At 65.3% G+C, this 20,304-nt stretch carries 24 protein-coding genes and 1 pseudogene; 16 read left to right on the plus strand and 9 right to left on the minus strand.

Features of this window, described 5'->3' with window-relative positions:
• Positions 1 to 27 precede the first annotated feature (27 nt).
• From BUB57_RS15235 to BUB57_RS15245, 3 genes are read right to left on the minus strand one after another with little or no spacing between them, the layout of a single operon-like run.
• Positions 28 to 2,166, minus strand: coding sequence for a DNA methyltransferase (locus BUB57_RS15235; protein WP_073068574.1), 2,139 nt, complete (start codon positions 2,164 to 2,166; stop codon positions 28 to 30).
• On the minus strand, positions 2,163 to 2,978 hold the full coding sequence (locus BUB57_RS15240) for a hypothetical protein (RefSeq protein ID WP_073068578.1): 816 nt from the start codon (positions 2,976 to 2,978) through the stop codon (positions 2,163 to 2,165). The genes BUB57_RS15235 and BUB57_RS15240 overlap by 4 nt, the downstream gene beginning before the upstream one ends.
• Positions 2,979 to 2,999: 21 nt before the next feature.
• Complete coding sequence (locus BUB57_RS15245) at positions 3,000 to 3,338, minus strand: HigA family addiction module antitoxin (protein ID WP_073068580.1); 339 nt, start codon at positions 3,336 to 3,338, stop codon at positions 3,000 to 3,002.
• A gap of 742 nt (positions 3,339 to 4,080) precedes the next feature.
• On the opposite strand from BUB57_RS15245, the gene BUB57_RS15250 reads away from it, so the two are divergent.
• The 7 genes from BUB57_RS15250 (at position 4,081) to BUB57_RS15280 (ending at position 8,856) form a co-directional block, all read left to right on the plus strand.
• Positions 4,081 to 4,272, plus strand: a complete 192-nt coding sequence (locus tag BUB57_RS15250; RefSeq protein ID WP_073068582.1) for a hypothetical protein — start codon at positions 4,081 to 4,083, stop codon at positions 4,270 to 4,272.
• Positions 4,273 to 4,716: 444 nt separating this feature from the next.
• Positions 4,717 to 5,457 carry an ArdC-like ssDNA-binding domain-containing protein gene (locus BUB57_RS16360; protein WP_084732211.1) on the plus strand — a complete coding sequence of 247 codons (741 nt, stop codon included), beginning with the start codon at positions 4,717 to 4,719 and terminating at the stop codon, positions 5,455 to 5,457.
• 424 nt (positions 5,458 to 5,881) lie between these two features.
• Positions 5,882 to 7,138, plus strand: a complete 1,257-nt coding sequence (gene repC / locus BUB57_RS15260) for a replication initiation protein RepC (RefSeq protein ID WP_084732212.1) — start codon at positions 5,882 to 5,884, stop codon at positions 7,136 to 7,138.
• 72 nt (positions 7,139 to 7,210) lie between these two features.
• The gene (locus BUB57_RS15265) at positions 7,211 to 7,534 is read left to right on the plus strand and encodes a single-stranded DNA-binding protein (protein ID WP_073068587.1); all 324 of its coding nucleotides are present in this window, start codon (positions 7,211 to 7,213) and stop codon (positions 7,532 to 7,534) included.
• Between the two features lie 60 nt (positions 7,535 to 7,594).
• Positions 7,595 to 8,185 carry an SOS response-associated peptidase family protein gene (locus BUB57_RS15270; RefSeq protein ID WP_234952109.1) on the plus strand — a complete coding sequence of 197 codons (591 nt, stop codon included), beginning with the start codon at positions 7,595 to 7,597 and terminating at the stop codon, positions 8,183 to 8,185.
• A gap of 139 nt (positions 8,186 to 8,324) precedes the next feature.
• Positions 8,325 to 8,588 (plus strand): type II toxin-antitoxin system RelB/DinJ family antitoxin, encoded by a 264-nt coding sequence (locus tag BUB57_RS15275; protein ID WP_073068591.1) that lies wholly within the window; start codon positions 8,325 to 8,327, stop codon positions 8,586 to 8,588.
• Positions 8,575 to 8,856 (plus strand): type II toxin-antitoxin system YafQ family toxin, encoded by a 282-nt coding sequence (locus BUB57_RS15280; RefSeq protein WP_073068593.1) that lies wholly within the window; start codon positions 8,575 to 8,577, stop codon positions 8,854 to 8,856. Before BUB57_RS15275 ends, BUB57_RS15280 begins: the two co-directional genes overlap by 14 nt.
• Before the next feature lie 351 nt (positions 8,857 to 9,207).
• On the opposite strand, the gene BUB57_RS15285 is transcribed toward BUB57_RS15280, so the two are convergent.
• From BUB57_RS15285 to BUB57_RS15295, 3 genes are read right to left on the minus strand one after another with little or no spacing between them, the layout of a single operon-like run.
• The gene (locus BUB57_RS15285; RefSeq protein WP_084732213.1) at positions 9,208 to 9,921 is read right to left on the minus strand and encodes a c-type cytochrome; all 714 of its coding nucleotides are present in this window, start codon (positions 9,919 to 9,921) and stop codon (positions 9,208 to 9,210) included.
• Positions 9,921 to 10,406, minus strand: a complete 486-nt coding sequence (gene lspA / locus BUB57_RS15290; protein ID WP_084732214.1) for a signal peptidase II — start codon at positions 10,404 to 10,406, stop codon at positions 9,921 to 9,923. Before lspA ends, BUB57_RS15285 begins: the two co-directional genes overlap by 1 nt.
• Positions 10,403 to 11,275: a cation efflux transmembrane domain-containing protein gene (locus tag BUB57_RS15295; RefSeq protein ID WP_143159756.1), complete on the minus strand. Its 873-nt coding sequence runs from the start codon at positions 11,273 to 11,275 to the stop codon at positions 10,403 to 10,405. The genes lspA and BUB57_RS15295 overlap by 4 nt, the downstream gene beginning before the upstream one ends.
• 48 nt (positions 11,276 to 11,323) lie before the next feature.
• On the opposite strand from BUB57_RS15295, the gene BUB57_RS15300 reads away from it, so the two are divergent.
• The 5 genes from BUB57_RS15300 to arsH all read left to right on the plus strand — a co-directional run bounded on the left by BUB57_RS15300 (position 11,324) and on the right by arsH (position 14,349).
• Positions 11,324 to 11,683: an ArsR/SmtB family transcription factor gene (locus BUB57_RS15300; protein ID WP_073068595.1), complete on the plus strand. Its 360-nt coding sequence runs from the start codon at positions 11,324 to 11,326 to the stop codon at positions 11,681 to 11,683.
• Positions 11,684 to 11,801: 118 nt separating this feature from the next.
• On the plus strand, positions 11,802 to 12,134 hold the full coding sequence (locus tag BUB57_RS15305) for an ArsR/SmtB family transcription factor (RefSeq protein ID WP_073068597.1): 333 nt from the start codon (positions 11,802 to 11,804) through the stop codon (positions 12,132 to 12,134).
• Between the two features lie 28 nt (positions 12,135 to 12,162).
• Positions 12,163 to 13,227, plus strand: a complete 1,065-nt coding sequence (arsB, locus tag BUB57_RS15310) for an ACR3 family arsenite efflux transporter (protein WP_073068698.1) — start codon at positions 12,163 to 12,165, stop codon at positions 13,225 to 13,227.
• Positions 13,224 to 13,640 carry an arsenate reductase (glutaredoxin) gene (gene arsC / locus BUB57_RS15315; protein ID WP_073068599.1) on the plus strand — a complete coding sequence of 139 codons (417 nt, stop codon included), beginning with the start codon at positions 13,224 to 13,226 and terminating at the stop codon, positions 13,638 to 13,640. Before arsB ends, arsC begins: the two co-directional genes overlap by 4 nt.
• Positions 13,633 to 14,349, plus strand: coding sequence for an arsenical resistance protein ArsH (gene arsH, locus BUB57_RS15320; protein WP_073068600.1), 717 nt, complete (start codon positions 13,633 to 13,635; stop codon positions 14,347 to 14,349). The genes arsC and arsH overlap by 8 nt, the downstream gene beginning before the upstream one ends.
• 42 nt (positions 14,350 to 14,391) lie before the next feature.
• On the opposite strand, the gene BUB57_RS15325 is transcribed toward arsH, so the two are convergent.
• From BUB57_RS15325 to BUB57_RS15335, 3 genes and pseudogenes are all read right to left on the minus strand, one after another.
• Positions 14,392 to 14,844, minus strand: a complete 453-nt coding sequence (locus BUB57_RS15325; RefSeq protein WP_073068602.1) for a MerR family transcriptional regulator — start codon at positions 14,842 to 14,844, stop codon at positions 14,392 to 14,394.
• Positions 14,845 to 14,962: 118 nt separating this feature from the next.
• The gene (locus BUB57_RS15330) at positions 14,963 to 15,778 is read right to left on the minus strand and encodes a ZIP family metal transporter (protein WP_073068604.1); all 816 of its coding nucleotides are present in this window, start codon (positions 15,776 to 15,778) and stop codon (positions 14,963 to 14,965) included.
• A 79-nt stretch (positions 15,779 to 15,857) separates the two neighbouring features.
• Positions 15,858 to 16,024: pseudogene (locus tag BUB57_RS15335) on the minus strand (MerR family transcriptional regulator); the annotation flags it as partial.
• A gap of 136 nt (positions 16,025 to 16,160) precedes the next feature.
• Here BUB57_RS15335 and BUB57_RS15340 point away from each other — a divergent pair.
• The 4 genes from BUB57_RS15340 (at position 16,161) to BUB57_RS15360 (ending at position 20,288) form a co-directional block, all read left to right on the plus strand.
• Entirely contained in the window at positions 16,161 to 18,383 is a 2,223-nt protein-coding gene (locus BUB57_RS15340) for a heavy metal translocating P-type ATPase (protein WP_073068607.1), read from the plus strand.
• A 218-nt stretch (positions 18,384 to 18,601) separates the two neighbouring features.
• The gene (locus tag BUB57_RS15350) at positions 18,602 to 19,204 is read left to right on the plus strand and encodes an SCO family protein (protein ID WP_073068609.1); all 603 of its coding nucleotides are present in this window, start codon (positions 18,602 to 18,604) and stop codon (positions 19,202 to 19,204) included.
• Between the two features lie 11 nt (positions 19,205 to 19,215).
• Positions 19,216 to 19,674 (plus strand): copper chaperone PCu(A)C, encoded by a 459-nt coding sequence (locus BUB57_RS15355; RefSeq protein ID WP_073068611.1) that lies wholly within the window; start codon positions 19,216 to 19,218, stop codon positions 19,672 to 19,674.
• A complete protein-coding gene (locus BUB57_RS15360) occupies positions 19,671 to 20,288 on the plus strand; it encodes an SCO family protein (RefSeq protein WP_073068613.1) in 618 nt (205 codons plus the stop codon). The genes BUB57_RS15355 and BUB57_RS15360 overlap by 4 nt, the downstream gene beginning before the upstream one ends.
• Positions 20,289 to 20,304: the final 16 nt, after the last annotated feature.

Consider the following 20,304-nt stretch of genomic DNA (forward strand, 5'->3'; position numbering starts at 1 on the left):
GGCTCCAATTAGCTTCATCGGCAATCGCTATTCGGCGGCAACTGCGTCGACAGCCAGGTTATTTCCAAGCGCGACTTGCAGTTCTTCAAGGCGATTCTGCATCTGGACAAAGGGCAGATCTTCAGCACCTGCCGAGATCAGCGCGTGCGCGGCCGCGATGACAAACTCGTCGCTGCGCGACAGGCTCAGCCCTCCGGCGCGCAGCATACGGCTGTAGGCGTCCGTCTCCGCGAGGATAGTGGGGGCAGAGTAGCGCTTCGGGTGAACGGCGGCCTGCTTGCGGCAGACGAGGATGGCATCAAGGCTGATGGGGTCCTTGGCGGCGGTCTTGGGGCTTGCCGCGCGCAACTCGGCATGGACGGGGTGCGCCGCGACTACCGACAGGCCCGCGTCAGACAAGGCGCGGTAGATGGCGGCCCAGCCGTCCGGTCGGGAGTGATGGAAGCTGAAGGCTAGGACGCCTTCATCCTTCAGGACGCGGCGGCATTCGGCGAAGACAAGCCCAAGGTGGTGAGCGAAGATGCTGGGGTCCTTGTCCTGCACTTCGCCGTCAGCGGACGAGTCCTCGCGATTGAAAAATGGATAGGTGTCCTTCAGTGCGGGCGCGAGCCAGGCGAAGAAGAAGTCGCTCAGCTCGCTGTAGTGAACGAAGTCGAAGTAGGGCGGGTCGGTGATAACCGCGTCCACCGCCTTGTCCGGGATAGGCAGGCTGGCACTGTTGCCGTTCAGGATCAGGGCGGCGCTGCCGCTGCTGGCGGCAAGCTCGTCCCAACTCGTGGCTAGGGTCGGCGCGATCGGTGCACTGGCGATGACCTTGGACGATCCAGCCCGTTCTCCAAGATGGTCGTTTTTCAGGCGCAGCTCGAAGGGCTCGGCCAGGTAACGCTTGGCCCGGAGAAGCCGCGACTCGAACAGTGATGTGAAGGTGCCGCTGCTGCGGCTCGTGCCCCACACGGAGTTTTCCAGCGGGGTCCGTTCGGGCTTCAGGATGTGGTTCGAGAACATATGCCGGACAGCGCCAGTCCCTTCGCCTTTGAAGCTGCAAAAAAGGTTGTTGAATTCCAGCGTGCTCGAAAACAGGCATAGAAGCTGCTCACGAACTGCCCGGTCCTCGATGCGCGTAATGGCGCGCAGGAGAAGCCCCAAGCAGAGGAGCTGACGGGCGTTAAAGAAGTCGCGCCAAGCGTGGTAGTTGTAGCCGCGCGCCTGGTCGGTGTTGTGGCCGGGGCGCACGGCAAAGGTCGGAAGCGGCAAGTCCTCGGTGGCAAGGCGCGCGGCGGCCTCGTCGTACAAGGCGCGGTCTTCAGGCCGGGCGGGCAGGTAGATTTTCTCGCCACTCGGTCGCAAGGCCATAAGGGCATAAAGCCGATGCCGGGGCGGCCCGGCCTTCGGCAAAAGGTCTTTGATCTTGTAGGATCGGCCCTGCCGGGTCGTGACGGTCTGACCAGAGGCCGGGCCTTGCTGCGGGTTAAAATGGTGGCCGCATCCGGCACAGGTCGCGGCGGCCGTGTCGTAGCGGTCCTCAAAGACGGTCCAGCATGAAGGGCAGACGATCTGCGCTCGCGGCTTCTTTTTTGGATAAGCGTCCTGCGAGAAGACATAGCGGGCGAACAGGGGGACCTCTTCGCCGCAAGGCGTGTCGAGCACCTTGACCCAGAACGCATACATGATCGGGATGAGCGCTCCTGTCGCCGGGTCGCGCGTCTGGTAGTAGCGCCGTATCTGCGGCGCGACCTCGGTCTCAAGAGCGGCGAAGGCGGTGCGCAGTTCGTCTTCCGGCACGGGTGTCAGCGCTTGGTGGACAAGGAAGCTGCTGACGGGGTTAATGTCGCAGCCGACCGCCTTTGCTCCCAGCTTCAGGCTTTCTCCTAAAGTCGTGCCGCTACCCATGAAGGGATCAAGCACCACTTTGCTGGTGAAGTTGTGCTGCCGGTAGAAATCCTGCCATTGGCCTTGACCGGGAGGACTGAGCGCCGCAAGGGTGATGGCGCGGAAGACGGACCCGAGGCGCGTCGCCCACCATTTATGGATATGGTAGAGGGGCCGGTTGATCTCCTTGCGCCAGCTCTCCTGCTCGGCGACCTGGCTGATTTCCAAAAGCGGAAAGGCTGTCTCGAGCGCGGTGGTGGCGTCCTCGGCCGTGAAGGGGACGGGGGGTATTGTCATTCATCCGCCCCATTGCCGAGGTCTAGCGGTTGCGGGAGGCGCTCCACCATCTTTACAGGCTTGCCGGCCTGGCTCTTCAGCCGGTACGCCGCAAAGCGGTGCTGCGTTCCGGCGCGTGGGTTCGGGACCTTCTCGGCCTTCAACTCGTTCGTCCGCAGGTCGAAGGTGTAGCCGACGACAAGGCTGTCTGCCTCGATGCGAGTCAGCGTCCCGACGGTCTGGAAGCGGTCATCTGCGCCAAAACCTTCGGGAATGATGAGGGTCATCATTCCCGTGGTGCCCTCGGTGAGGGCGAAGGGCGTCGGGGCGACATACATTTTCCGGTCGCGGATCATGATGTCGCCGTAGGTGCCAAAGCCCTTCACGCTCTTGTTCTTGTGGACGTAGTTGTGATCGGCGTTCAGAAAATCGCCGTGGCAGAGCACCAGGTCCACAACCGGGTACTGCCTGCGGCCGTTGCCCTGTTCGGCGTAGGGGGTGAGGTCGGCTGGGTAGCGACCGAAGACGTAGAAAATCTGGCGGCCGTTGTGGAGGCCGGTCGGCACTTGGCTGTTGGAGTCGTAGTCCCGCTCACGGCCGGGCCAGGCGAGGCCCTTGATCTCATAACCCTCGGTAAACTTGACCAAGCTGAAGTCGGGATAGGTATTCCGGCCGGACCCCTCGAAGTTCAGGGCAAGCGCCGCAAGGCGCTTCTGAAACCAGTTCTGAAAGTGGAATTCTTTATCCTTGGCGCTCACGGATTCAATCAGCTCGCCGTCATGGACGGCCTGACAGCACTGAGCGAAAACATCAAAACAGGTCGTGACGGTCATTCCGGTCGGTGTCCTCTCACGTCAGAATAGGCGCGGCTGCGTCAAAAGCTGCGCATCGGCCGGAACATAGCGGCTTACTTCGATCTCGTGCTCATGCTCGCGGGCGCGAGCGATATCGAAGTCATTCTGCATACGCATCAGCTCGACCATGTTCGCTCCGAACGCTTTTTGCAGCCGGATCGCCATTTCAGCGGACAGGCCGGCCTGCTCGTTCAAGAACCGGGACAGGGCGACACGATGGACACCAAGGGCTTGGGCCGCTTCCTTGACCGATAACCCCAGAGGCTCGATGATCGTGGCCCGCACAAATCCGCCCGGATGAGGGGTGGTTATGGTCGGCTTTTCTTTAGATCGTGCCATGGCAATCAGGCCCTCTAAGCTACTGGCAGCCTATATGCCTACACCTGCCGTGTAAAGTTACGCGCTACAGCAGCCTGAATCCCAACCCTCACAAGCGTGCGGTTTAGCCCCTGACTTCCTTCTTAGCGATGAAGGAATCTTGGGCCCGCCTTCTGAGGGGCCTTTTCCGCCGCAAGCCGGGTCGTCCGGTCAGCCTTTCCTGTGCCGTCCATCCTTCGACGCCACCACAGTTAGAGTGATTAGGGCGCGTCCCGGCAAGCCGGGATCGGCTCTGGTTCCGGCCACAAAGCGGCCTTCACCCGAGCCAGGCGCAAGCGCCTAGCTCGGCCCATGCGGGCAACGATCCTCGCGCAGGGATCTGTGTGGGCCGACTGCGCCGCCGTCGCCTTCACGCCGCACGGGCGAGCATCCGGTCCTGCATGATGCCCGGCGGCTCCGACCGGGAAATCCAGCGGCTTACCTGTCATCGTTGCCGTCCCTTTGCGCCTGGCAACCTGCACCGGGGAGCGGGTCTTTCCGTCGCAGCCTGCCGAGCCACCCGTTGCCGAGCGTTGGCATCAGCGTTCCCCTTTTTCCTGTCTGTGCAATCTGGGCCGGGGCGGCCGGCGGACCGGCCCGCGAGCGGGCCTTCAACGACTGATTTCCCTTGGCCTGCGGCCATTCCTCGCGCGCCAAATCAGCCGTTGACCGCCGGCCTCATGACCCCGGCCCTCCCGATCCGCACGGAAAAAGGAGAACCGCCATGTCCAACTACTACCGTGTCACCGTTCCCGTCGAAGGCCGCGACGGCAAGACCCGCTTCCGGTCTGTCGGCGTGATGTTCCCGCAGCGGGACGGGGCCAAGAGCGCCTTCACCATCAAGCTGGATTTCCCGGTCGGCGCCACCGAGTTGGTCCTCTTCGAGCCGAAGGACGCGCCCGACGATACGGAGTGAAGGCGAGGGCGGCGCAAGCCGCCCCTGCCCGTCTGCGACGGCCGAAACAGATCAGACAGGAGAAGCCCACGCAGGTGCGCGGGCTGAGACGAACTGTTGCCATGCCGGAGGATCGACGGGCTGCGCCCGCTCACCCCCGCCCCGACGCTTTTTCTGTTCCTGGGTCCGCCACGCATCCCCGCCCAAGCCGGTCAAGGGGCAAGCGCCGCCCGTGCCGGGCGTCGTCGTTCAGCCGGGCCGTGTCCTCGCGCGTCGCGCTGCGGGCCGCACCACCCCGGCTTCCCGACCCCGTGACAGTCCCGGGCGGGGCCGCGGGCAGGGCTGCGCCCTCCCCGCTCTGCTTTCCGAAAGGTATGGGCCTTTCAGAAATCAGAACAGGAAGGCTCGCCCATCGGCGGAACGGGCAACAGACCCGGCCGCCCCGTCGCGAGAGGAACGCCACAAATGGCCTTCGACCTTTACCAGCACGTCACCGACACCATCATCGCCAGCCTTGAGGCGGGCACCCCGGCATGGCGCAAGCCGTGGACCGGAGACACCGGCGCCGCCGCCTTCCCCCGCCGCGCCAATGGCGAGCCCTATCGCGGCATCAACGTCCTGATGCTCTGGCTGTCCGCAGCCGAGAAGGGCTATCGCGCCGCCCACTGGTTCACCTACCGGCAGGCGCAGGAAGCGGGCGGGCAGGTCCGCAAGGGCGAGAAATCCGCCACCGTCGTCAAATACGGCACCGTCGAGCGCGAGGACGAGGGAGCCGAGGAGGCACGTAAGGTCCCCTACCTGAAAGCCTATCGCGTGTTCAACGCCGAGCAGATCGACGGCCTGCCCGCCGAGTTCACCGCCCCCCCGGCCGAGGAGCCCCGCGACCTTGGCACCGCTGCCGATCCCGAGCTCGACGCCTTCTTTGCCGCGGCCGGTGCCGACATCGGTGAATACCGCGGGAACGGCGACTTCCATTGGGTCCGGTCAAGCTACGAGGATGGCCCCTCATGGCTGGCGGAAGTCGCCGGGGGGACGACCCGCACCTACACGCTTCACGGGGCAGACAGTGATCCACGCGTCATTGGCCGACCGGGTCGTCCCGAGCAGACTGTGACGAAGAACGACTACCAAGGCCGGTTGCGCGGCGTTTTCCTTCGCTATCGGGATCACACCGGAGCCATTCAGAGTGAGTTCGTGCGCTATTGATTTATCGCATACCCGCCTCAAGCCCGCGCGCTGCGCTAAAGTGTCAGCAGCGAGCGGGTGCGGCCAGCCTGCGCAGGAGGACTGCTTCAGCAGCGAGACCCTCATCTACTACCTCTTGCAGGTATGAGGCTCGTTTGTACTAAAAGTTGCTGGTAAGCCACTGTGGGTGTAAGACGTTCAAAAAATCGGCCGACAAGGTCACAGGAATCACGAGGAGCAGCGAAACCCCCAAAAAGGAAATCCCCGCACGGGGGCGACCGGCGGGGAAGATCCTAGAACCACAGGTTTGGCGACCTGAGAGCCCACAAGCATTCAAGGCTCTATCTAGGCCCTTCCCGCACATGATGCAAGGCAAAAACGCAGCCTCTGCGAACAGCTGAGTCATGTCCGAAGACCCCGTGCTCCATCATACAGGAGCCACAACATGACCTATGCCTATGCGCGTCCCCTTGCGGACGAGCGACCACAGCGCCGGCTGCCGAGCGGGCGCCGCTGCACACGAGATGCTGTCGTGCAGCTCATTATCGACGCGGGTAACGCCTTGGGGCTGACTGCGCCCTTGCGCGACACCCTTCTGCGGCTGATTTCCGCTACCGACTATGACGACTGGTCCGACCCCGACGGCGATCCGGTCTGCATGATCCACCAGCAGGACGTCGCCCATGATCGAGGTCGCGACAGCCGTACGATCCGCGGCCATGAGCGGGCGCTTGAACGGCTGAGGTTGATCGAACGGCGCACTGGAAACGACGGGCGTCGTGGCGGCAGCACCCGCGCGGGCGAGCGCCTGGGCATCAGCTTCCAGCCCCTCATTGAGGCCCTGCCGCAGCTTGACGCCTTGCGGCGGGCCCACAAGCAGGCCAACGCCGTCTATCGGGCGCTGCGCCTCGAATGCTCCTGCGCCCGCCGCAGGTTCCGGCTTGCTCTGGACGATCTGCGCGCGAGGGATCCGCAGCACCCGGCTCTCCAGTCTGCCCAAGCTGCCTACGATGCCTGGCCTCGGCGTTACGCTGTTTTCCGCAGTGTCGAAGAGCTGAAAGACCATCTGGACGAGGTCGAGGTACACACGGACGAGCTGTGGAAGATCGTGTCACTGTGCGGTAAAATTTCCGCCGCGCCGGATGCTGAAGCACCGCCGATACTACATTCTACAACCGATCCTCTAATTGAAGACTGTAGCGGTTCCTCCGCCAAAAACACGACAGCCCGCTGGCGGGCCGGAGATATCCATCTTGCGGCCGACCCTGACGGGTCAGCCGAAGGCTTAGAACAAGATGATGGAAGCGGAGGAGCGGAGCGCAACCCCTCGGATGTGGACTGGCTGACACCTCCGCTCATCGGGCAGATCGCGCATGAGGACTTCCTGACCTGGCTTCAGATCGAGGCGAGAGGCGGGCGATGGAGTCGGGCAGTTATCATCGCGGCCGCCGGACGTCGCGTGCCCGAGCTTGGCATCGGCCAGCACGCCTGGGCCCAGGCGTGCAAAGATCTGACGCCCTACCGCGCAGCTCTTACGGTTCTGGCGATCGACGCCAACCGCCTCCATCCGGTGACGCCAATCCGCAATCCCGGAGGCACGCTGATCGAACTGCTGCGTCGCAATCGCCGCCACGCCTTCAATCTGGCCGGTATGCTGATCGGTCTTCGTGACCGCGCGCGCCAGCGTGAGGCAGCATCCTGACTGCGCCCTGTTTCTCCCTGGACCCTGCGCTGACGGGACTGCTATTGAACTATAGACTATGGAGTTAATGCTATGAAAACATTTGCAGAATACCAGATATTTGGCCGAGTTGGGAACATCGCGCCTGCCGGTTCTACTTTGAAGGTTTCCATCGCTGCGGACTACGGTCGCAAGAACGAGAAGGGCGAATGGGAAGGAAAACCCTACTGGAACACCGTGACCATCTTCAACGAGAACACTGTGCGATGGGCGAAGGTGAACCTTGGACCGGGAGATCTGGTTCACGCGCGCGGCACGATCCGCGAAAGCAGCTACGAAAAGGACGGAGAAACACGCTACGGCGTGACCTTGGCGGCCGAGCAGTTTGACCTGCTTTGCCCGAAGGATCGGCAATAGGAGAGCACGAACATCTGCAATCTTTACCGCACCCGCCCCAGCGCGGACGAGATCAGCCGGTTGTTCTCTGCTTCAGACCGAACCGGCAATGCACCTTGGCCGATCGACGTCTATCCCGATCGGCTGGCGCCGATCATTCGCAACGGCGAGAACGGCCCCGAGATCGTCCAAGCCCGCTGGGGCATGCCGACACCCCCACAGCACCTGAAGACGCAGCGTGATCCCGGCGTGACCAACATCCGCAACACCGCTTCGCCACACTGGCGGCGCTGGCTTGAACCGGGGCAACGCTGTCTGGTGCCGTTGACGGCCTTCGCAGAGCCGCGCGGCAAGGGCCAGGGCAACCAGTGGTTCGCACCGGTAGCGGATGCTCCCGCGTTCTTTGCGGGCATCGAAACGCGAGCCTGGCGCTCCGTCCGCAAGGTGAAGGACGGCGAAACGGTCGATGACCTGTTCGGCTTTCTGACCACGACGCCGAACGCCGAGGTGGCGGTCGTCCATCCCAAGGCGATGCCCGTGATCCTGACCCGGCCCGAGGACTGGCAGGCATGGCTGACGCTGCCGTGGCCCGAGGCGAAGAACCTGCAGCGGCCGCTGCCTGACGGCGCGCTGCGGACGATCGAATCCGGCGAAGAGATGCCTGTCTGCTAGCAGCCTTGGCTATCGAAAGCCCGGCAACATGGGCCGGGTCTGCTGCGGCTGCGGCTGCGTCCCGTCGCACGCAGCAGAAGGGTTGTCCGTACGTCAGGCGTGCATTACATTGTCATTCATAAAGTAGGGGGGCACGCTGATGGCTGCAAATAAACTGGTACAAGCCCGCATTGACGGCGAGGTTAAAGCAGAAGCCGCTGCTGTCTTGGCTGCAATGGGGCTCACCGTGTCTGATGCCGTCCGGCTGATGCTGACGAAGGTCGCGCGCGAGAAGGCGTTGCCTTTCGAGCCTCTGACTCCGAACGAGACGACGATCGCGGCGATGAGAGAAATGCGGGAAGGGAAAGGCAAGCAGTTCGCCACCGTAGAGGACCTGATGGCGGACCTGCATGCGGAGGATTGAACGCAGCAGTCAGTTCAAGCGCGACTACAAACGAGAGGCAAAGGGGCGGCATGGAAAATCACTGGATGCCATGCTGGTCCCCATCCTCGCAGCACTGGCCAACGACGAGCCGCTGGAACCCCGTCACCGCGATCACGCGCTGACGGGCGACTGGAAGGATCATCGGGACTGTCACGTTAAACCGGACTTGGTGCTGATCTACCGAAAGCCCGACGCGGAGGCGCTACAACTGGTACGGCTTGGCTCCCACGCTGAACTGGGGCTGTAAGGTTGGGATGCTCACAGCTCTGCCTGTCGTCGCGCCTCTGCTCACGCGGTCGCGGCTGAGGGTGGTGCAGGGCCAGCGGGCGGTCGTCGTAGCACGAGACCTCAATCGGTGTGTCGTAGAGCGCGGAAAGCACCGGCTCGGTCACGATCCGGCCGCCCTTCATGGCGACGACATGTCGGCCAAGCTGCGGAACGGCGGCGCCTCACCGCGCTGCTGACCCACCAAAGGGAAAAATCCGATCCTGCGCCTGCGCCTCCACCTCGACGGTGGTTCTGGTTGGGTGGGCGCAAGGGATGAAATTGCGCATGTGCGACAGGGCGCGAAACCTACGTCGATGGACGCCCGTCAATCTCACGGCAGACCCGAAAGGTATTCCGCCACTGATCGTGCCTCTGCCTCGGTCAGCGTCGACGCGGCGCGCCCCATCATCATACCCATCATCGTGGTGGCCTGGCGCTCGCCGGTGGCGAACTGGCGCAACTGGTCGACGAGATAGCCGGCGTGCTGGCCGTTGAGGATCGGCGCGTCCTCCATCATGCTCATCATCGGTCGCATGCCCATCATGGGCATGTGGCCCTGGCTGGATGCGCCGTGACACATAGCACATGAGGGCATCCTCGGCTGGTGGCCGCCCTTGAAGATCTGCCGCCCGCGCTCGGCCAGCTCTCTGTCATCGACCGCGTCGGGCCGCCTGACCTGCCGGCTGTAGAAGGCAGCGAGGTCGGCCATGTCGGCGTCGGAGAGGGCGGCCGCGACGTCCGCCATGACGTCCGAACGGCGGTGCCCCGAGCGGAACGCCAGGAGTTGCCGGTGGAGGTAGCCGGCCCGCTGCCCCGCCAGCTTCGGGTAGAGCGGGTCGGGACTGTCGCCGTCCTCTCCATGGCACGTCGCGCAGGCCTCCGCCGCCAGGCGCCCCCCGCGACCGGCGTCGGGGGGCGGCGCTGTGGCAGGGGCGGACGGATCGCCGCCCCACCAGTCTGACCTCTGCGCGGACGCCTCGACGGCAAGACCGACCGCCGCGAGGAGGGCGACTGCACAAAGCCCCAGCGAAAGCGACTTGCCCATCAAGTTGACTGCGTCGTGATGGCAGCTTCGCGCTTTTGGCCTCGCAGGCCATCGAGCAGCAGAAGCGCGGCCCCTGCGACAATCGCCATGTCCGCCAAGTTGAAGGCGGGCCAGTGATAGGTGGCGAAGTGAAAATCCAAGAAGTCTGTCACCGCTCCATGTCTCACCCGGTCGAGGACGTTGGACAGCGCGCCGCCGATCACCAGACCCAGGGCCACACTCAGCACGCGGCTTTGCGCCCTCCAGAGCCAGGCCGCCAAGACCGCCACGATGGCGAGGCTGACGACAGTCAGGGCCCACCACGGCATAACGCCGCCGAGCATCCCGAAGCTGATGCCCCTGTTGCGCACGAGCACGAGGTTGAGGATGGGCAGGACCTCAACGCTCTCTGCCAAGGTCGCGGAACGCAGGGCAAGAGCCTTGGTCCCCTGATCGAACGCAAAGGCCGCCACTGCGCAGCCCAGGCCCAAGGCACGGCCGCTCACCGGGCCTCACGCAGGTCGTTTCGGGCATCCCTGACGATCAACCACGAGGATTGCAGGAACAACCCGGCGATCACGGCCGCCACGACCAGATCGGGCCAAGCCGTGCCGGTCCAAGCCACGAGCCCCGCCGCAACCACGACCGCCGCATTGCCGATGGCGTCGTTGCGCGAGAACAGCCACACCGCACGGACGTTGGCGTCACCGGCCCGATGCGGGATCAGCGCCAGTGCCGCCGCCACGTTGACGACGAGGGCTATGGCACCAAACAGGCCCATGAGTTCGGCCTCGGGCTGGTTCAGAGCCAGCACCCGGTAGGCGGTGTTGGCAAGGACACCCAAGCCGAGCGCGCCCAGGAACAGGCCCTGAATGAGGGCGGAGCGCGCGCGCCAGAGCAGGCTCCAGCCGATGGCCAGAAGGCCCAGGAAGGTGATGAGGCCATCGCCCAGGAAGTCGAGCGCGTCAGCCTTGAGCGCCTGCGAGCCCGAGAGAAAGCCGCCAGCCATCTCGACCAAGCCGTAACCCACGTTGAGGATCACCACGATCCACAGCGCGCGCTTGTAGGCCGGAGTGATGTGAGACAGGTCGCGGGGCAGTTCGTCATCATCGTCCGCCCCGGACCCTGCCTCGGCCTTGGGCCGGTCCAGCCGGTCGAGCTGGTAGCCGAGGGCAGTCACGGCCTGTTCGACCTGTGGCCGCCGCGTGGCGTCGGCGTGCAGGGTCATGATCTGGGTGGCTGTCGAAACCTTCACGTCCTCGATGCCGACTGAACGCGCCGCCTTCTCGATCTTCGCTGCGCAAGAGGCGCAGTCCATGCCGGTGACGCGGTAGCGCGCAGTTTCAGCCTGGCTCATGGAAACCCCGTCGCTCATCAGCCATCTTCCTTTGACACGACGAGTAATATATCACTAGGAACTGATATGTCGAGTGCAACCGAACTCCTGACCGCGCCAATCGCGAAGGTTCTGGCCGTGGCACAGCAGGCCAAGTTCTTCCGGGGGTTGGCCGACCCCTCGAGGCTGGCGATCCTTGAAGCCTTGCGCTCGGGAACCTTGTCGGTGAGCGAGATCGTCGCCGCCACCGGTCTGAGCCAGCCCAATGCCTCGAACCACCTGCGCTGCCTCAGCGAGTGCGGGCTGGTGGCGGGCGAGCCGCGCGGGCGCTTCGTCTACTACCGGCTGACCGATCCGCGCATCGACGAACTGCTGGCCTTGGTCGGGGAACTGCTAGAGGGCACGGCCCGCAGCGTTGATAGCTGTGAGAACTACCGCGCCGACTAGCGCCGAGGTCGAGAAGTGCGTGTGGGTCAGGCTAGACCCTACTAAGCAGGGTTGTCCCGTAAGCAACGGAAGAGCCTTGGGCCTTGTGCATCCTGTATAATTCCATTATTCTAGATTTATGGAATCATCTCACGCTATCGCTGCCCTGTCCGCCCTTGCTCAGCCCACACGGCTGGAGTGCTTCCGGCTCCTTGTGCGTCATGAACCCGAGGGCCTGTCTGCGGGAGAACTTGCCCGCGCTCTGGACGTGCCGGCCAACACCCTTTCAGCTCATCTCACGATCTTGTCCCATGCAGGCCTGGTCGCAGGCGAACGGGACGGCCGCTCGATCATCTACCGCGCCAACCTGGAGCGCATGCGCGCGCTCACGCTCTTCCTGCTCAAGGATTGCTGCGGAGGCCGCGCCGAGTTGTGCGCGCCGCTTGTGGCCGAACTTGCGCCCTGCTGCTGACTTCCCGGAGATATTCATGACGGACCACATGGCCGACGCATCCGCCCCCGCAGGGGGGCTCGGCACCTTCGAGCGCTGGCTCTCGCTCTGGGTCGCGGGTGCCATCGTAGCGGGGATCGTGCTGGGCAATCTGGCGCCCGGCCTCTTTGCGGACCTCGCCCGGATGGAGGTCGCCTCCGTTAACCTGCCCGTCGCCGTGCTGATCTGGGCCATGGTCTACCCGATGATGGTGGGCGTAGACTTCGGCTCGATCCGCCGGGTGGGCGAGGAACCTCGGGGCCTCCTCATCACCCTGGTGGTGAACTGGCTCATCAAGCCTTTCACCATGGCCGCCCTGGGCGTGCTGTTCTTCGAGCACGTCTTCGCCGGCCTCATCCCGCCTGAGGACGCGCAAGCGTATCTCGCTGGCGTGATCCTGCTCGGTGCTGCACCTTGCACGGCCATGGTCTTCGTCTGGTCGAACCTGACGCGGGGCGATCCGACCTACACGCTCGTGCAGGTGAGCGTGAACGATCTCATCATGGTCGTGGCCTTCGCCCCCATCGTGGCGCTGCTGCTGGGCGTCACCGACATTGTGGTTCCGTGGGGCACCCTGCTGCTATCTGTGCTACTCTACATCGTTGTGCCGCTCGCAGCCGGCATCCTCACCCGCAACCGCCTCGTGGCCCATGGCGGGGAGGAGGCCGTCGAAGCCTTTCGGGACCGTATCAAGCCCCTCACCATGGCGGCGCTGCTGATCACCGTGGTGCTGCTCTTCGGCTTCCAGGGAGAGAAGATCATAGAGAACCCGCTGGTGATCCTCCTCATCGCCGTGCCCCTCCTGATCCAGAGCTACGGCATCTTTGCCATCGCCTACGGCGCGGCGCGGGCGCTGCGAGTGCCGTTCGACATTGCCGCGCCCTGCGCGATGATCGGCACCTCGAACTTCTTCGAACTGGCGGTCGCGGTGGCGATCAGCCTCTTCGGCCTGAACTCGGGGGCAGCGCTCGCCACTGTCGTGGGCGTCCTCGTCGAGGTGCCGGTGATGCTCTCCCTCGTGGCCTTCGCCAACCGCACCCGCCACTGGTTCCCCGAAAGGACGCGCCGGCCATGACCGTCACCATCTGGCACAACCCCGCCTGCGGCACCTCGCGCAACACCCTGTCCATGATCCGGGCCAGCGGTGAAGAGTCGGTCGTCATCGAGTATCTGAAAGAGCCCCCAAGCCGCGAGCGCCTGAAGGAACTGATCGCCGCCATGAGTATCACGCCGCGCGATCTGCTGCGCGAGAAGGGCACGCCTTACGTCGAACTGGGTCTGAACGATCTTTCGCTGACCGACGACCAGCTCCTCGACGCCATGCTGGCGCATCCGATCCTCATCAACCGCCCCATTGTGGAGACGCCCAAGGGCACACGGCTCTGCCGGCCGTCCGAGGCGGTCCTCGACCTTCTCGACCATCCGGTGGCGGAGTTCACCAAGGAGGACGGCGAGGCGGTTCGCCGGAAGGGCGGGCGCGATGCTTGAGAAGACCGAGCTTCCCAACCTTGCTGTCGGAGCCTTCGAGCGGCCGGACCTTGCTCGACTGGCAGCGTCAATGCCCACGCACCCGCCCCGCATCCTGCTGCTTTACGGATCGTTGCGCGAGCGTTCCTACTCGCGCCTTCTGACCTTCGAGGCGCAGTGCCTTCTCGATGCCATGGGTGCGGAAACGCAAGTTTACCACGCCCATGGCCTGCCCCTGCCCGACGACGCTGAAGCCACCCACCCCAAGGTCGTGGAACTGCGCGAGGCCATGCTGTGGTCGGAAGGGCAGGTCTGGACCAGCCCCGAGCGCCACGGCGCCATGAGCGCGGTGCTGAAGGCGCAGATCGACTGGATTCCGCTTCCCGGAGGCGCGATCCGGCCCACGCAGGGCCGCACGCTGGCACTCATGCAGGTGTCGGGTGGCTCGCAGTCCTTCAATGCCGTGAACCAGATGCGCGTGCTCGGGCGCTGGATGCGGATGGTCACGATCCCCAACCAGTCCTCGATTGCGAAGGCGTGGCAGGAGTTCGACGAGGCGGACCGCATGAAGCCTTCCGCCTTCTACGACCGCGTGGTGGACGTCATGGAGGAATTATTGAAGTTCACCCTTCTGACGCGGGGCGCCTCAGACTACCTCACCAGCCGCTATAGCGAGCGGAAGGAAGAAGCCGCCAAGCTGGAAGCGCGGGTGGGCCTGAAGAGCATCTGAGCTGCTACAGGTCGCTCCCTTTCCCAAGCACGTGGACAGCAATCATGCGTTCGCCCCGCCCGAGAGAGGATCCGGCGTCACGTCGAGTTCTGTCTGGCCATGGCACCGCTCGGCCAAGGTCTCGATCACCCGGCAATCCGAAATGGTCCCGCTGGCACATTGGGCGAGCATACGCTCCAACTCGCCCTTCAAGGCTTGCAGCCGGGCGATCCGCGCGCGGGTTTCAGACAGCTGCACGCGGGCAATGTCATCGACGGCAGCGCAGGACTGGTCGGGGTTGTCCGATAGGCTGAGCAGGTCGCGGATCGCCTCAAGCGGAAAGCCCAATTCACGCGAGTGGCGGATGAATGCCAGCCGATCCAGCGCGGCCCGGGGGTAGAGGCGCTGGTTACCAGCGCTGCGCTCCGGCGCGGGCAGCAGGCCGATTTGCTCGTAATAGCGGATTGTCGGGATCTTCACCCCGGCGGCCTGCCCCAGTTTTCCGATGGTCAGCATTACAAGCCTCCTAAAGCTATAGTTGCTGGAGACACTAGATTTTTGTATCGAAGGCGGCAATGGACGGTTGAGAGGAGGCCGGAGTGGCGCTGGTCGAACTTCGAGGAACTTCTCAGCCTCACGCTGCAGGGTCAGCAGATCTCTCGCCCTCCGATCGAACCGCTTCGTTCTGGGCTGGATCATGCGGATCATCCCCGAGCACCGTCTCCAGTCCAGCTGAAACCAGCACGAAGAGTGCAAGGCCACCAACGAAGGCGAGGACGGAGCCGTGCGTATCCTCGCGCGCTTCATGTGCCTCATCCAGCATGTCCTCGACGGCGGCGACGGAAAGAAGACCGGCGGCGAAGGCGAGCGCGGCGAGTTTCGCGGCATCAGGCGCTCCGCGCAGCAGCAGGTAGGCCAGAAGTGCTGCCCCGACGCAGTACAGAATGAAGGAAGCGGAGAGCATGATCCGGCGCTTCCTTGGCACGCCGTTCTCGCGCAGATCCGCCACCGCTGCGAAGCCCTCGGGCAGATCGGCAAGCACCTGACCTGCAGCAAGCGTCACGCCGAACGCCAACGAGACGGCCGTCCCGCTCCCGAGCATCACGCCGTCTGCCGTCAGGTCCACGGCAACCGCGACATAGATCATCCACATGCTGGTGCGATCGGTGCCAGTGCCCTTCTTCTGCTGCAGCCGCTCCACGCCTGCCTCGATCAGAACGTAGGCAACGCCGCCGGCCGCAACCGCCAAAGCGATCCACCACCCGGCGAGGCCCTCGAGCGCCGCGGGGATAAGCTCGACTGCGACGATGCCGATCACGATGCCGGATGCTGCGTGGAGCGCAAAGTTAAGCATACGTGGCGATGCGCCTCCGAACTCGGCAAGCATGCCGCCGGCGAAGTTTCCGAGGCCGGGCAGCAGCGCGAGCAGGAGGACAGCCCAAATTTCCATAGGTCTGGCGTCTCACAATCAGTTGTTCGCAGAACGCGTGATCAGCCCAGATGGTTCTTGCCTACTATCGCTCCGCCTTGAGCGCCTCGACCTCGCGAACGGCTTCCAGCGGAAAGCCCAACTCGCGGGCGTGGCGAATAAAGCGGAGCCGCTCAAGCGCCTTGGACCCGTCGAGCCGTGGGTTGCCCGGCTGCGCTCGACCTCAGGCAGCAGGCCAATCTGCTCATAGCAGCGGATCGTTGGCACCTTGACCCTGGCGACCTGTTCCCAGCTTTCCGTTCGAAAACCATCATCTGCCCTCTTGAACCTCTAGTAGCTAGAGGAGCTAGGTCACGAACCGGATGCGAATCAAGGGTGCCGTTCCGGCGCAGAAAGGGTCATCATGACTGTGGAGGATCAGGCAGGCGAGCGCCGCGAGTGGACCGTGTCGGGCATGGACTGCGGGTCCTGCGCCATCAAGGTGCGAGGCGCGGTGGAGCGGTTGCCCGGCGTGAGCCAGGTGAACATCGCCACCATGACCGAGCGGCTGTCGCTCACGCTCGATCCCGCGCGGACGCCGCCCGAGAAGGTGGAGGCGGCGGTGAAGTCCTTGGGCTACGGCATCGCGCCGCGCGGCACGGTGAAGGAGCGCAAGCCCTTCGTCCTGCCCTCGGGCGCCGCCGCAGCGGCACCCCACGAGCAGGTCCGCGATCTGCCCGAGGACCGCGAGGACGATCCCGCCGAACGGGAGCTGCCTTGGTGGCGCCGGTCCAAGGGTCAGCTCGTCATCATCACGGGGCTCCTGCTCGCAGGGGCCTGGGGGTTCGAGTTGCTGACCTCGGCCGATGTTGGCCGTTGGGCCTTCGTTCTCGCCACGCTGATCGGACTCGTGCCCATCGCGCGGCGGGCCTTTGCGGCCGCACGCATGGGCCAGCCCTTCACCATCGAGATGCTGATGACCATCGCGGCCGCGGGGGCGCTGGTCATCGACGCGGCCGAGGAGGCGGCGCTCGTGGTGTTCCTGTTCGCCGTGGGCGAGGTCCTGGAAGGGGTGGCAGCCAATCGTGCCCGTGCCAGCATCCGCGCGCTCTCGAATCTTGTGCCGAAGACAGCGCTCCTTGAGGTGAACGGCACCACGCGCCAGGTGGGCGCAGCCTCCCTGCAGATCGGGCAGATCGTGCTCGTGCGTCCAGGCGACCGGATCCCGGCGGATGGCGAGATCCTGGAAGGCATCTCGGGTGTGGACGAGAGCCCGGTGACCGGCGAGAGCGTGCCCAAGACCAAGGGTCCGGGCGAGCCGGTCTTCGCCGGCTCGATCAATGCCGAAGCCGCGCTGCGCGTACGCGTGACCCGTGCGGCCGAGGACAACACCATCGCCCGCATCATCCGCCTCGTGGAAGAAGCCGAGAGCGCCCGCGCGCCCACGGAGCGCTTCATCGACCGCTTCAGCCGGGTCTACATGCCGGCCGTGGTAGGGGTGGCGCTGCTCGTCGTCCTCGTCCCACCACTGGCCTTCGGCCAGGACTGGGGAACCTGGGTCTATCGCGGCCTGGCGCTCCTGCTCATCGGCTGCCCATGCGCGCTGGTGATCTCGGTACCGGCCTCCATCGCCTCGGCTCTCTCGTCGGGGGCACGACGCGGGCTCCTGATGAAGGGGGGCGCGGTGATCGAGGCCACGGCCAAGATCACCCGTGTGGCTTACGACAAGACGGGTACGCTGACGGTGGGCAGACCTCAGGTCACCGACGTGGTCCCGCTCGGCGCGGACGTGCCCGAACTCCTAGCCGTGGCCGCCGCCGTCGAGGCCGGGTCGAGTCACCCGTTGGCCGAGGCGATCTCCGCGCGGGCCGAGGCTGAGGGTCTTCAACCGCTGCCCTCCTCGGGCGGCAAGGCGCTCGCCGGCAAGGGCGTGGAGGCCGTAGTTGCAGGGGAGCAGGCCTGGGTCGGCTCGCCCCGCTTCGCCGCCGCCGAAATGGGTGTGCTCGATAGCGAGGGCATCCGCCGGGCCACGGCGCTTGAGGAAGAAGGCAAGACGGTGGTGGTCGTGTTCCGCTCGCGCCATGCCCTCGGCCTCCTGGCGCTTCGGGACGAGCCGCGCGCGGACGCCCGTGACGGCATCCGCCAGCTCAAGGACCTCGGCGTCACCTCGGTCATGCTGACGGGCGACAACGCCCGGACCGCGGCCGCCATCGCCGGCAGCCTCGGCATGGAGCACCGCGCCGAGCTGATGCCCGACGACAAGGTCGCGGAGATCAGGGCCATGGCCGAGGCGGGCGGCGTCATGATGGTGGGCGACGGGATAAACGACGCCCCGGCGCTGGCGACGGCGAGCGTGGGCGTGGCCATGGGCTCTGGCACCGACGTGGCGCTCGAGACGGCGGATGCGGCGCTGCTCAGGAACCGCGTGACGGACGTGGCCGCCCAGATCCGTCTTGCGCGCGCCGCCATGGGCAACATCCGCCAGAATGTCGCCATCGCGCTGGGGCTCAAGGGGGTGTTCCTGGTCACGACCGTGCTGGGCTTCACCGGCCTCTGGATCGCCATTCTCGCGGACACGGGCGCCACCGTGCTCGTGACTCTGAACGCGCTCAGGCTCCTGGGCTTCAACCCCGAGCGGGAGGCGTAGCTGGCGCTTTATCTTGCGCTGTTCTTCCTGGCGTCAAGCTGGGCCGCGCGTGCCGCAGGGCGTCCGGTCTGGCTCTTCGGCCGCGCCACGGGGCGGGATCGCCTCGCCGCCTTGGGCTTCCGGGTGGCCTTCGCGCTGGCCTTCGTCGGGCTGCGACGAAATGCTCATCAAAGGCTTGAGGTCTTACGGCATGGCCTCATCTGGAGTAGATGCCCGTCATGAAACTGACTTTTGCACAGAAGATGTTGTGGGCCGCGGCCGCGCTTGCGCTGATTGCCTTCGCTGCCCTTGCCTGGACCGGCGGCCTGCGCGCGAGCGGCACGGGGGAGGCGACGCAGGAAGCCTTCCGCCCTGAGTTCCGGCTGGAAGACGCGGCAACCCGCCCCGTGACGAGCGAGGACTTCCGCGGGCGCTACCAGCTGGTGTTCTTTGGCTTCACGAACTGCCCGGACGTCTGCCCTACCACCCTTTCGGAGGTGGCGCAGGTGATGGATGGCCTCGGGTCCGAGGCCGATCGGGTGCAGCCGCTCTTCATCTCCGTGGATCCCGAGCGAGATGCCGGGGCGGAACTGGCCGAGTTTACGTCGGCGTTCCATCCGTCCATCCTGGGCTTGGCGGGCAGCCCCGAGGCGACGCAGGCCGCTGCCGAGAGCTTCAAGGTCTTCTTCGCGCGCGAGGACGATGCGGCCGCGCCGGACGGCTACAGCATGGCGCACGCCTCCGCGCTCTACCTCATCGGTCCCGATGGCGACTGGCTGCGCCAGTATGCCTACGGCATGCCCGCGGCCGACATCCTCGCCGACCTCCAGAACCGCCTCTAAGGATCATCGCCATGAAGCTTCCTGTTGCTGCTGTCCTTGCCTTCGCTCTCTCTGCCGGCTTCGTCCAGGCCGAACCCGTCCGACAGGGCGACCTTGAGATCGATGCGGCCTGGGCGCGCGCCTCGATCGGCAGCTCGCGACCGGGCGCCGCCTACTTCACCGTCCGCAACCTCGGCGACGAGGCTGACCGTCTGACCGGCCTGTCCTCGCCGGTCTCGGCCATGCCCATGCTGCACGAGACCACCCTCTCCGAGGGCATCTCCCGGATGGCCCATGTGGAGGCGGCCGAGATCCCCGCCGGCGGCGAACTCACGCTCGAGCCGGGCGGCATGCACGTCATGCTGATGGAGCTGACCACGCCTCTCAAGGAGGGCGCCACCTTTCCGCTGACGCTCACTTTCGAGGCCGGGGGTGAGATCACGGTGGAAGTGCCGGTGTTCGGGCCGGGGGCCACGGGACCTGCGGAATGAACCTCTCACGCCGGCTCCTTCTCGGCGCAGGTGCAGTCACGGCACTCGGCGCGGGGACGCTGGGTCTGGGCTGGTGGCAAGTGGACGGGCCCGGCGCGGCGCGGCCGGCCGGCCCTTCTCCCAAGCTGCCTCGGCCGCTGAGCGAGATGGATGTCACTCTCACGGACCATCGAGGGCGTCGCGTGACGATCTCGGACTGGGTCGGCCGGCCGAGTCTGGTGTTCTTCGGCTTCACCTACTGCCCGGAGGTCTGCCCCACGACGCTGAGCGACATCTCGCTCTGGCTCGATGGCCTCGGTGCCGAGGCCGACCTGCTCAACGTGGCGCTCATCACCGTCGACCCTGAGCGGGACACGATTGCGGCACTGGCTGACTACCTCACCTACTTCGACCCTCGCATCACGGGATACACCGGCACTCCCAAGGAGATCGCGAGAGTGGCCGAGGCGTTCCGGGTGCGGGTCGAGAGGCGTCCCCTGGGCGAGGACGACTACACCATGGACCACACCTCGGGCGTGCTCCTGTTCCGCGCAGACGGACGCTTCGGCAGCATCATCGACTACCACGAGGACCGTGCCTCCGCCCTGCCGAAGATCCGGCGCGTCCTGTCTTGAGCGCGGCCTACGAGGT

Origin of the sequence: Paracoccus solventivorans (assembly GCF_900142875.1) — a bacterium.
In the GTDB taxonomy this organism is placed as follows: Bacteria; Pseudomonadota; Alphaproteobacteria; order Rhodobacterales; family Rhodobacteraceae; genus Paracoccus; species Paracoccus solventivorans.